13 protein-coding genes are annotated in these 10214 nt (G+C 71.9%); 7 read left to right on the plus strand and 6 right to left on the minus strand.

Annotation, left to right across the window (positions count from 1 at the left end):
• Positions 1 to 724, minus strand: a 724-nt coding sequence (locus GA0115259_RS25275; RefSeq protein ID WP_093601297.1) for a VIT1/CCC1 transporter family protein, incomplete at its 3' end; no start/stop codon positions are given.
• Between the two features lie 113 nt (positions 725 to 837).
• Here GA0115259_RS25275 and GA0115259_RS25280 point away from each other — a divergent pair.
• From GA0115259_RS25280 to GA0115259_RS25295, 4 genes are all read left to right on the plus strand, one after another.
• Entirely contained in the window at positions 838 to 1902 is a 1065-nt protein-coding gene (locus GA0115259_RS25280) for a DEDDh family exonuclease (RefSeq protein ID WP_093601299.1), read from the plus strand.
• A 121-nt stretch (positions 1903 to 2023) separates the two neighbouring features.
• Positions 2024 to 2824, plus strand: a complete 801-nt coding sequence (locus GA0115259_RS25285) for an SURF1 family cytochrome oxidase biogenesis protein (protein ID WP_093601301.1) — start codon at positions 2024 to 2026, stop codon at positions 2822 to 2824.
• A 128-nt stretch (positions 2825 to 2952) separates the two neighbouring features.
• Entirely contained in the window at positions 2953 to 4737 is a 1785-nt protein-coding gene (locus GA0115259_RS25290) for a glycoside hydrolase family 15 protein (protein ID WP_093601303.1), read from the plus strand.
• 4 nt (positions 4738 to 4741) lie between these two features.
• Positions 4742 to 5497, plus strand: coding sequence for an SDR family oxidoreductase (locus tag GA0115259_RS25295; protein WP_093601305.1), 756 nt, complete (start codon positions 4742 to 4744; stop codon positions 5495 to 5497).
• Positions 5498 to 5585: 88 nt separating this feature from the next.
• Here GA0115259_RS25295 and amaP read toward each other — a convergent pair whose 3' ends face one another.
• From amaP to GA0115259_RS25320, 5 genes are all read right to left on the minus strand, one after another.
• Positions 5586 to 6164 (minus strand): alkaline shock response membrane anchor protein AmaP, encoded by a 579-nt coding sequence (gene amaP / locus GA0115259_RS25300; protein ID WP_093601307.1) that lies wholly within the window; start codon positions 6162 to 6164, stop codon positions 5586 to 5588.
• A 4-nt stretch (positions 6165 to 6168) separates the two neighbouring features.
• A complete protein-coding gene (locus GA0115259_RS25305) occupies positions 6169 to 6873 on the minus strand; it encodes a DUF6286 domain-containing protein (protein WP_370748443.1) in 705 nt (234 codons plus the stop codon).
• On the minus strand, positions 6870 to 7220 hold the full coding sequence (locus tag GA0115259_RS25310; protein WP_093601309.1) for an Asp23/Gls24 family envelope stress response protein: 351 nt from the start codon (positions 7218 to 7220) through the stop codon (positions 6870 to 6872). The genes GA0115259_RS25305 and GA0115259_RS25310 overlap by 4 nt, the downstream gene beginning before the upstream one ends.
• Before the next feature lie 6 nt (positions 7221 to 7226).
• Positions 7227 to 7418 (minus strand): hypothetical protein, encoded by a 192-nt coding sequence (locus tag GA0115259_RS25315; protein ID WP_093601311.1) that lies wholly within the window; start codon positions 7416 to 7418, stop codon positions 7227 to 7229.
• Positions 7419 to 7485: 67 nt separating this feature from the next.
• Positions 7486 to 7977 carry an Asp23/Gls24 family envelope stress response protein gene (locus GA0115259_RS25320; protein ID WP_093601313.1) on the minus strand — a complete coding sequence of 164 codons (492 nt, stop codon included), beginning with the start codon at positions 7975 to 7977 and terminating at the stop codon, positions 7486 to 7488.
• Positions 7978 to 8086: 109 nt separating this feature from the next.
• Between GA0115259_RS25320 and GA0115259_RS25325 the strand changes: the two genes are divergently transcribed.
• The 3 genes from GA0115259_RS25325 to GA0115259_RS25335 all read left to right on the plus strand — a co-directional run.
• Positions 8087 to 8839: a hypothetical protein gene (locus GA0115259_RS25325; protein WP_093601315.1), complete on the plus strand. Its 753-nt coding sequence runs from the start codon at positions 8087 to 8089 to the stop codon at positions 8837 to 8839.
• 132 nt (positions 8840 to 8971) lie between these two features.
• Entirely contained in the window at positions 8972 to 10078 is a 1107-nt protein-coding gene (locus GA0115259_RS25330; protein WP_093601317.1) for a Dyp-type peroxidase, read from the plus strand.
• Positions 10059 to 10214 (plus strand): encapsulin (locus GA0115259_RS25335; RefSeq protein WP_161230464.1); only part of this gene is annotated, 156 nt, incomplete at its 3' end. The genes GA0115259_RS25330 and GA0115259_RS25335, both read left to right, overlap by 20 nt.

Genomic DNA, 10214 nt, shown 5'->3' on the forward strand with positions numbered 1-10214 from the left:
CCGCCCCCAGCAACGCCCCCGCCCCATACGTAACCCCCATCGCCACCGCTCCCCCGCCCACGTTCCGCACCAGCGCCGGCGCCACCGCCGCCGCTCCCAGCCTTGCGCTCCACCAGGCCGTCAGCGCCAGCGCGGCCAGTACCGAAAGGACCGTCACCAGCAGTCGCAGGCCCTCCGGTGGGAGCACGATTGCCAGCAGCGGGAGCAGCGCGCCCGCGGTGAAGGCCAGGAAGCTGGCGCCCGCCGCGTGCCAGGGGTTGGTGAGGGAGTCCGGGTCGATGCCCAGTTCCACGCGTGCGTGGGCGCGCAGGGCGTCGCGTCGGGTGAGTTGCCGCGCCGCCTCGCGGGCCACCTCCTCCGAGAGGCCACGTTCCGCCAGCAGGCCCGTCAGTTCGTCGAGTTCGGCCTGTGGCTGCTCGTGCAGTTCGCGCCGCTCCAGTTCCAGCGCCGCCTTCTCCGAGTCGCGCTGGGTGGAGACCGATACGTACTCCCCCGCGGCCATCGACATCGATCCGGCCAGCAGCCCGGCGAGGCCCGCGGTGAGCAAGGTGGAGCGCGAGTCTGTGGCTCCGGCCACACCGACCACCAGTCCGGCGGTGGAGACGATGCCGTCGTTGGCGCCGAGGACCGCCGCCCGCAGCCAGTTGAGACGCGTGCCCAGGGAATCACCGTGCGGTTCTTCGTGTGGCCCGACGGGAGGTCCGCCCGGCGTTGTGTCAGTCACCCGGCGAGCGTCTCACGCGCGGCTCCTCCACCCGCCGTTCCTGTAAGCCCCCTGACGGTACGACGGCTCCGCCGACCGGGCGTCAGGTCTGTCAGTCCCGGCCCGTATTCTCTGTGACCATGCTCGACGACCATACGACTTCAGCGATGTGGCCGGCCGCCTACCCCGAGGGGTACGCGGTCGTCGACGTGGAGACCACCGGACTCGCACGCGACGACCGGATAGTCTCCGCTGCCGTCTACCGTCTGGACGCGCGGGGCAATGTCGAGGACCACTGGTACACACTGGTCAACCCGGAGCGCGACCCGGGGCCCGTGTGGATCCACGGTCTGACGAGCGAGGTGCTCGCCGACGCGCCGCTCTTCCCGGAGGTCGCCGGTGAGCTGGCCGAGCGGCTCGACGGCCGGGTGCTCGTGGCGCACAACGCGATCTTCGACTGGTCGATGATCGCCCGGGAGTACGCGCGCGCGGCGCGGACCGCGCCCACCCGGCAGCGGCTGTGCACCATCGCGCTCTCCAAGGAGCTGGGCCTGCCGCTGCCCAACCACAAACTGGAGTCGCTCGCCGCGCACTTCGGTGTCGTACAGCAGCGCGCGCACCACGCGCTCGACGACGCGCGCGTGCTGGCCGAGGCGTTCCGGCCGAGTCTGCACGCCGCCGCGCGCGGGGGTGTTCGGCTGCCGCTGCTGGAGTGTCTGCCGCTCACCGAGTGGTCGGACGCGCCGGCGCGGCCCCGGGTCGGATATCAGCCCGCCTATCGGCAGACGAGCTGGCGGCCCTCGCGCCGACGGCCCGCCTGCCCGTATCCGAACCCCGGGCGGTACGAGCCGGGCGGCGCGCTGATGCAGGGAATGCGGGTGGCGTTCTCGGGCGACACCTCGGTCGACCGTGAGCTGCTGGAGGACCGGGCCGTGGAGGCGGGGCTGCATGTGGCGACGAGTGTGTCCCGGCTGACGAGTCTCCTGGTGACCAATGACCCGGAGTCCTCGACGTCCAAGACGGTCAAGGCCGCGTCGTTCGGCACGCCGGTGATCGACGAGGCGGCCTTCACCCAGCTCCTTCGGGATGTGGCGCCGGCGCGCGGATCCGTCCCCGCGCCCGCCACCGAGCCCGTCTCCAAGCCCATCCACGAGCCCGTCTCCACGCCCGCCGCCGAGTCCGTCGCCGCAGACGGGTGATCGGCGGGCGGCTCGCCTGCGGCCCGCACCCTATGTCCGGACAGGGACGGAAACCCACCCGCCGCCTTCCGCCGCCCACCCGCCGTCCGGCTGCCATCGGCCGCCGGGTACGGTCGATGGTGTGTACCGCTTCCTGTTGTCCCGGCAGTGGGTGATCCTCACCCTGCTCGCCCTCGCCCTCATCCCCGCGATGGTCGAGCTGGGTTTCTGGCAGCTCCACCGGCATGAGCACCGGGTCGCCCAGAACTCCCTGATCTCGGACAACCTCAAGGCGAAGCCCGTCCCGGTCGAAGAGCTGACCTCCCCCGGGCACACCGTCCCGCGCGCCGACTACTGGCGCACGGTCACCGCCACCGGCCGGTTCGACACCGCCGACGAGGTCGTCGTACGCCGCAGGACCTCCGCCGACGACCAGGTCGGCTATCACGTCCTCACACCGCTCGTCCTGAGCGACGGCCGGGCGGTCATCGTCAATCGCGGCTGGATCCCGTCCACCGGTGACCAGCGGGCCTTCCCGGACATTCCGGCCGCGCCGAAGGGCGAGGTCACCGTCACCGGCCGGCTGAAGGCCGACGAGACGGCGGCGGTCACCGGGATAAGGGACGTACAGGATCTGCCGCCCCGCCAGGTCATGCTGATCAACAGCGAGCGGCAGCAGAAGGCGCTCGGACGCACCGTCCTCGGCGGTTACATCGAGCAGACCGCGCCCGTGCCGGCCGGTGGCTCTCCCGAGCAGATCCCGACACCGGACGACAGCTCGATCGGGCCGCACATGGCGTACGCGGTCCAGTGGTGGCTGTTCGCGGCGGCCGTGCCCGTCGGCTGGGTGATTCTGGTCCGCCGTGAGCTGCGCGACCGCGCGGCGGCGGCCGGTCGGGCCGCGGCCGAGTCCGAGCCGGAACGCACGCCCGCGACAGCCTGACCGTACGACGGGCCAGAACCGACGCACCGGGCGCCCCGCTCGCCTGGGCTGCCCGGCCGTCCCGCACACCCGCTCAGCCGCCTCGCACATCTGCTTAGCCGTTCCGCGCTCCGGGAACAGCCCTTTGCGTGACCCAACGCATCGAGGACTACGCACTCATCGGCGATCTCCAGACCGCCGCCCTGGTCGGCAGAAACGGCTCCATCGACTGGCTGTGCCTTCCTCGCTTCGACTCGGCGGCCTGCTTCACCGCACTGCTCGGCGACGAGGAGAACGGCCACTGGCGGATCGCTCCCGCGGGCGCGGGCGACTGCACACGGCGTGGCTATCTGGGTGAGACGCTGGTGCTGGAATCCGTCTGGGAGACGCCCGCCGGCACGGTCAAGGTCATCGACTTCATGCCGCAGCGCGATGTGGCGCCCGACATCGTGCGGATCATCGAGGGCGTCAGCGGCTCGGTGGAGATGAACGCCACGCTCCGGCTGCGCTTCGACTTCGGTTCCGTCGTGCCCTGGATGCGGCGCGAGGAGGGCCACCGGCTCGCCATCGCGGGTCCCGACTCCGTCTGGCTGCGCAGCGAGCCCGCGGTCAAGACCTGGGGCCAGCGCTTCAGCACCCGCTCGTCGTTCACCGTCGGCGCGGGCGAGCGCGTGGCGTTCGTCCTCACCTGGCATCCCTCGCACGAGGAGCGCCCGCCGCTCACCGATCCGTTCGAGGCGCTGGCGCAGTGTCTGGAGGACTGGGCGATCTGGTCCGCGCGCTGCCGTTACGAGGGCCCGAACCGCGCCGCCGTCATGCGCTCGCTGATTACGCTCAAGGCGCTGACGTACGGTCCGACGGGCGGCATCGTCGCCGCGCCGACCACCTCTCTGCCGGAGGAGCTGGGCGGCGTACGCAACTGGGACTACCGCTACTGCTGGCTGCGCGACTCGACACTGACGCTGGGCGTGCTGCTGTCGGTCGGCTATCTGGAGGAGGCGGCGGCCTGGCGGGACTGGCTGCTGCGCGCGGTGGCGGGCGATCCGGCCGATCTTCAGATCATGTACGGCCTGGCCGGTGAGCGGCGGCTGCCGGAGAGCGAGCTGTCCTGGCTGAGCGGATACGCGGGCTCCTCGCCGGTCCGTACGGGCAACAGCGCGGTCGATCAGCTCCAGCTCGATGTGTACGGCGAGGTCATCGACTCGTTCCATGTGTCGCGGACCTCGGGTCTGCCGCCGAAACCGCACGCCTGGAGTCTGGAGCTGACTCTGCTCAGCTTCCTGGAGTCGAAATGGCGTGAACCGGACGAGGGACTGTGGGAGGTACGAGGGCCGCGCCGGCACTTCGTCCACTCCAAGGTGATGGCATGGGTCGCCGCCGACCGGGCCGTACGGACGCTGGAGCGCAATCCGCACTTCAGCGGGAAGGCGGACCGGTGGCGGGCGATGCGGGACGAGGTGCACCGGGAGGTGTGCGAGCGCGGATACGACGCGGAGCGGAACACCTTCACGCAGTCGTACGGCTCCACCGAGCTGGACGCGGCGACGCTGCTCATTCCGCGCGTCGGATTTCTGCCGGCGGACGATCCGCGGGTGGTCGGCACGATCGACGCGGTACGGGCGGAGCTGGGCCAGGACGGTCTGCTGCGCCGCTACAGCACGACCGGGCCGGGTGTGGACGGGCTGCCGGGCGGGGAGGGCGCGTTCCTGGTCTGCTCGTTCTGGCTGGCCGACGCGCTGCATCTGACGGGCCGTACGGAGGAGGCGAAGGAGCTGTTCGAGCGGCTGCTCGCGCTCCGCAACGATGTCGGGCTGCTCTCGGAGGAGTACGACCCGGTGGCGCGGCGGCAACTCGGCAACTTTCCGCAGGCATTCAGCCATATCGGTCTGGTGGTGACCGCCCTGACGCTGGCCGGGGAGCGCACGGCAGGATAGGGCCATGGATCTTGGACTGAAAGACCGTGTCTATGTCGTGACGGGTGCTTCACGAGGGCTGGGCCGGGCTGCCGCGGAGGCGCTGGCGGCGGACGGTGCGAAGGTCGTCGTCTCCGGGCGGGACGAGAAGAGCGTCGCCAAGGCCGCGGCGGCGATCGGCCCGGGCGCGTACGGGCTGGCCGGGGACAACGCGGATCCGGCCGTGGCGGAGCGGCTGATCGGGGCGGCGCGCCGGGAGTTCGGCGGCTTCGACGGCATTCTGATCAGTGTCGGCGGCCCGCCGCCGGGATCGCCCACGGGCAATACGGACGAACAGTGGCGGGCGTCGTTCGAGACGGTCTTCCTCGGCGCGGTACGGCTGGCGCGCGAGGCGGCGGCGGAGCTGGGCGAGGGCGGTGTCATCGGCTTCGTGCTGTCGGCCTCGGTGCATGAGACGATCCCGGGCCTGGCGATTTCGAACGGTCTGCGTCCCGGGCTGGCCGGCTTCGCGAAGTCCCTGGCGTACGAGCTCGGTCCGCGCGGGATACGGGTGCTGGGCCTGCTGCCGTCGCGTATCGACACGGACCGGATGCGCGAGCTGGACGCGCTGTCGGGCGACGCGCAGGCGGCACGGGCGGCTCAGGAGTCCCGTATACCGCTGCGGCGGTACGGGACTCCGGAGGAGTTCGGCAGGACGGCCGCGTTTCTGCTCTCGCCGGCGGCGTCGTATCTGACGGGCGTCATGCTCCCGGTGGACGGCGGCGCGCGCCACGGCTTCTGACCGCACGCCACGGCTTCTCACCGCGCGGCTGTGTGCCCCGGACCGTGTTACGGGCCACGTCGGATGACCTCGGATCAGGTGACACGGATCAGGTGACGCGTTCCGCGCTGTGCCTGGCCGCGCGCAGGCGGACCTCCGCCGGAAGCGCGGCCAGGCCCGTCGAGTCACGGGCATGGGCCAGTGCCTCGTCCGTGAGACGGTTCACCGACCCGCGCGGCGAGGCGTGCGGTTCCAGGAGCAGCCGGATCCGGGCCGACGGGCCCGAACGGCGGCCCCGGAGACGGACATTGGCGCGCGCCACACCGTCGAGGGACTCCGCGTCATCCTCCAGGACGCTCTCCAGCGCGCGCCCGCGCAGCAGCGCGCCCTGTCCGTCGCCGCTGTCGACCAGCACCTCCGCCAGCCGGGCGCGGCGCAGTTGGGCCAGCAGCCACCACAGTGCCAGGAGCGCCACGACCGCCAGCCCGGCGATGACGGCCGGCCACCACCAGCCGTCGGTGCGGTAGCGCTCCCGGTCAGCCCGGCTGAGCAGGACATCGTGCGGCCCGGTGTACGGCCACCAGGACGGCACCGACCAGCCCAGTCCCCGGGCGAGCACCAGACCTCCCGCGCACAGCAGCGCCAGGCCGATCAGCGCCAGCAGCACCCGGTTGACCACCCGGATCATCCCGTCACCTCTTCTTCACCGGCCTGCGGACCCGGACCGTCAGCGAGGGCGGCCTCGCGAGGCCCAGTTCGCCGATGCCGGTGGCGAGCACCTCGTCCAGATCGGCCCGTACCGCGTCGAGTTCACGGAAGTGGGAGAGGGCACGCGCCGTCACCCGGGAGCGGCTGACCCGTACCCGCGCGGACCGTACTCCCGAGACCTCCATGGCCCGGTCGCGCAGCGCCAGCGCGGCGGCCTCCCGGTCGAGCCCGGCCCGTACGTCCGCGACGTCCCGGCGCATCGGCAGCACGCGCCGCAGCCCGGGAGTGAGGGCGAGCGCGATCAGCCACAGCCCGAGCGCCATCGCGACACAGGCGGCGACCAGCGTCCAGGTCTCGTCCAGCGGCTGCCGGGCGAGTTCGTCGGCGAGCCTGCGGCGCCACTCCATCGCGCGGTGGCCGGCCCGTACCGCCGCGACGTCGTACAGCAGCAGCCCGGCGGCGCCGAGAACGACCAGGGCCGTCAGCGCGGCCGGGACACGGCGCGTGGACCAGAAGCGCCCGGCCCTGTGGTCCGCCTCGCCCGTGAGCGTCGGCCGTGGCTCGTACCGGGTGGCGGAGGCCGACTGGTCGAGGCCGGGCAGAGCGCCCGGCCCGTCGCCTCGCGCCGCTTCCTTCCCGGCCCCCTCAGCCGCGGAACCGTCCGCCGGCTCCTTCGCCGGATCGCTCACCGGACCCTCCCCTGTGCCGTCAGACGCGACTGAACGGAGTGCAGCCGCTCGACGCGCACCACCACCTCGGGCACCTCCATGCCCGCCAGGGCCCTGACCCGCTGCGCGACCTGCACCCGTACCGCGCCGCACTGCGTACCGATGTCGGAGGGATAGTCCAGCTCGACGCCGACCTGTACCTGCGCGATGTCACGGTGCACCGTGACCGTGGCGTGCGGCGCGGCGCCGCCTTCCGGTACGCCGTGCAGCGCCTCGCGCGCCGCCTGCGCGGCGATCTTCGCGACGACCCGGTCGGCGATCGTGGTCGCCCCGCGCTCGGCGGCCACCACCACCCCGTCACCGGCCACGCGCGCTCACCGCCGCCGCTCGTCGCGGTCGCGGGTACGGAAGAAGTCGCCGGGTTCGAGATCGCCGTCGACGAACCGCCCTGCCACAAAACCGATCGCGCCCAACGCGGCCACCAGCAGAAAGGCACCGAAGCCACCGAAGTATCCGGCGAAACCGAGCGCCATACCGGCCAACAGGCCGACCACCGCCATGCTCATCGTTCGCACCCTTCCGCCGCTTTTCTACTGGTTTTCCACTGCTCTTGCGCCCCGGGCCCGTCGCGGCCTACTGGACCCGGATGTCCTGGTCCTCTTCATCTTCCTCCTCGGGCAGCTTGACGTCACTGACCGCGATATTGACCTCGACCACTTCCAGGCCCGTCATCCGCTCGACCGCGGCGATGACGTTCTCCCGCACGGCGGCGGCGACTTGGGTGATCGAGACGCCGTAGTCGACGACGATCTCCAGATCGAGCGCCGTCTGCACCTCTCCCACCTCGGCCTTGACTCCACGGCTGACGGATCTGGTGGTGCCGGGCACCCGCTCGCGTACCGCGCCGAAGGTACGGGAGATCCCGCTGCCCAGGGCGTGCACACCGAGTACGTCACGGGCCGCGAGCCCGGCGATCTTCTCCACCACGCCGTCGGCGATGGTGGTACGTCCACGCGTGGCGGGCGGGCCGCCGCCGCGCTTGGTGACGGACGGCTTCCTGCCGTCCTCGCCCGAGAGTTCTGTGGCGGAAGGCGCTGACTGGTTGCGCGGTGTGCTGTCCGACATCGCCGTTCATCCTTTCCGGGCGGTGGGTTTTCCGGGCGGCAGGAGACTTCCTTCCTCAGACTAGGGCTGCTTTCCCCGTACCGCGCCGTGGATGCGGCAGGCTGGAGGAATGACGACTGCGCACGGCTCCGACAGTTGGACGGCCGCGGTACGCCGACGGCTCGACCTCGGCAGACTGCTTCCGCTGGGCGGTACCGCCGACGCGACATGGCTGGCGGAACGCGCGGCGGCGGTGGAGCTCCGGCGGGCGGCGGCGGAGGTGCCAGGCACCGTGCTGGGCGCGGTGCGGCTCTCGCCGGCGGACCCGGACGCGGCGGAGGAGTCTCCCGTACCGCCGCCGCCCAGCGCGCTGCCGCCCGGACGGCTCCGTATCGAGGCGGAGTTCGGCGAGGAGTTCACGGACATGACGGACGAGCCTCTGCCCGCCGTGGCCGACCGGCTGCGCGCGGTGCTGTTCGCCTGCGCGACAAGGCGGCTGGGGCTGCGGATCGCGGAGATCGATCTGCGGGTGACGGCCCTGCTGGAGCGGGCGGCGGAGCCGGCGGGCGAGACGGCACCACGGCATACGGAACCGACGGAGCCGGTGGAGCTACGGACCGCCACGCCGAAGGGCGAAGCCGCGCTGACGGCGGCCTCGGTGCCCGGTGTCGCCTGTCTGACCCGGACGCTGGGCACCGCGGTGGCCGGCACTCCCGGGCATGTCCGGATCGAGCTGGCGACGGCGGCGGGACACCGCCCGCTGGAGGTGGCGCGGGCGGTACGGAAGAGAGTCGCCGCGAGCGTGCCGGGCGGCCCTTCGGTGGCGGTGGTGATCACGGCGGTGAACGTGACGGTGGATGTAGCGGTGGACGTGGCGCCCTGAGAGCGCGGGCCCGGCCCGCGCGGGCCCGACCGCCACGAAATGCGGCGCTGCTCCCCGCCCAGGACAATGGTGCAGGTCAGGCCTGGGCCCGGTCGGCGCGGCGGCCCATGATGTGCGAGGAGGCAGGCGCCCATGGCCGGTCCCGTCCCGGAGGTGATCCCGCAGCCGGTGCTGAGCCCGCTGACGGGTGCGGCGATCTTCCTGGTGGTGACGGTGGACCCGGGCGGCGAACCGGTCGTCAGAGAGCTGCTGCCGGATCTGGCGGGACTCCAGCGCGCGGTCGGTTTCCGGGCGCCCGAAGGGCAGTTGAGCTGTGTCGCCGGTATCGGCTCCCAGGTCTGGGACCGGCTGTTCGGGGGACCGCGCCCGGCCGGGCTGCATCCCTTCCGTGAACTCGTCGGACCGGCGGGCCACCGCGCGGTGTCCACACCCGGTGATCTGCTCTTCCATGTCCGGGCCGCGCGGCTCGACCTCTGTTTCAGTCTGGCCGCCCAGATCATGGAGCGGCTGCGCGGCGCCGTCACCGTCCGCGACGAGGTCCATGGTTTCGAGTACTTCGACGTACGCGACCTGCTGGGCTTTGTCGACGGCACCGAGAATCCGGTCGGGCCCGTGGCGCGGGCGGCGGTGCTGATCGGCGACGAGGACGCCGAGTTCACCGGCGGAAGCTATGTGATCGTGCAGAAGTACGTACACGATCTGGACGCCTGGAACGCCCTGCCCGTCGAGGAGCAGGAGCGGGTGATCGGCCGTACGAAGCTCTCCGACATCGAGATGGACGACGACATCAAACCGGCCGACTCGCATGTCGCGCTGAACACGGTCACCGATCCCGACGGCACCGAGCGGAAGATCCTCCGCGACAACATGCCCTTCGGCAGCGTGGGCCGCGGTGAGTTCGGCACGTACTTCATCGGTTACGCCCGTACTCCCGACGTCACCGAGACGATGCTGGAGAACATGTTCCTCGGCAGTCCGCCGGCCACGCACGACCGGATCCTGGACTTCTCCACCGCCGTGACCGGCTCGCTGTTCTTCGCGCCCAGCGCCGACTTCCTGGACGATCCGCCGGAGCCGCCCGGAGCGGAGACCGAGGCCGGACGCGGGGCCGGACGCGAGGCCGGGTCAATGGCCGAGGAGGCAGGAGCGGCAGAAGCGGCAAGCGCACCGAGGACCGACGGCTCGCTCGGGATCGGCGACCTGAAGAGGAGCATCCCCGATGAAGAACCTGCACCGTGAACTGGCGCCCATCTCCGATGCCGCGTGGGCGGATCTGGAGGAGGAGGCACGGCGCACCTTCGAGCGCCATGTGGCCGCCCGTCGGATCGTCGATGTGCCCGAGCCGCTCGGAGTCACGGCGGGGGGGGGGGGGGGG

Source organism: Streptomyces sp. MnatMP-M17, from assembly GCF_900091995.1.
Classification (GTDB): domain Bacteria; phylum Actinomycetota; class Actinomycetes; order Streptomycetales; family Streptomycetaceae; genus Streptomyces.

Bases quoted from the DNA above. Each gene is read 5' to 3' on its own strand.
- GA0115259_RS25295 (WP_093601305.1), top strand. From the start codon at position 4,742: ATGGATCTTGGACTGAAAGACCGTGTCTATGTCGTGACGGGTGCTTCA.
- amaP (WP_093601307.1), bottom strand. From the start codon at position 6,164: ATGATCCGGGTGGTCAACCGGGTGCTGCTGGCGCTGATCGGCCTGGCG.
- GA0115259_RS25315 (WP_093601311.1), bottom strand. From the start codon at position 7,418: ATGAGCATGGCGGTGGTCGGCCTGTTGGCCGGTATGGCGCTCGGTTTC.
- GA0115259_RS25320 (WP_093601313.1), bottom strand. From the start codon at position 7,977: ATGTCGGACAGCACACCGCGCAACCAGTCAGCGCCTTCCGCCACAGAA.
- GA0115259_RS25325 (WP_093601315.1), top strand. From the start codon at position 8,087: ATGACGACTGCGCACGGCTCCGACAGTTGGACGGCCGCGGTACGCCGA.
- GA0115259_RS25330 (WP_093601317.1), top strand. From the start codon at position 8,972: ATGGCCGGTCCCGTCCCGGAGGTGATCCCGCAGCCGGTGCTGAGCCCG.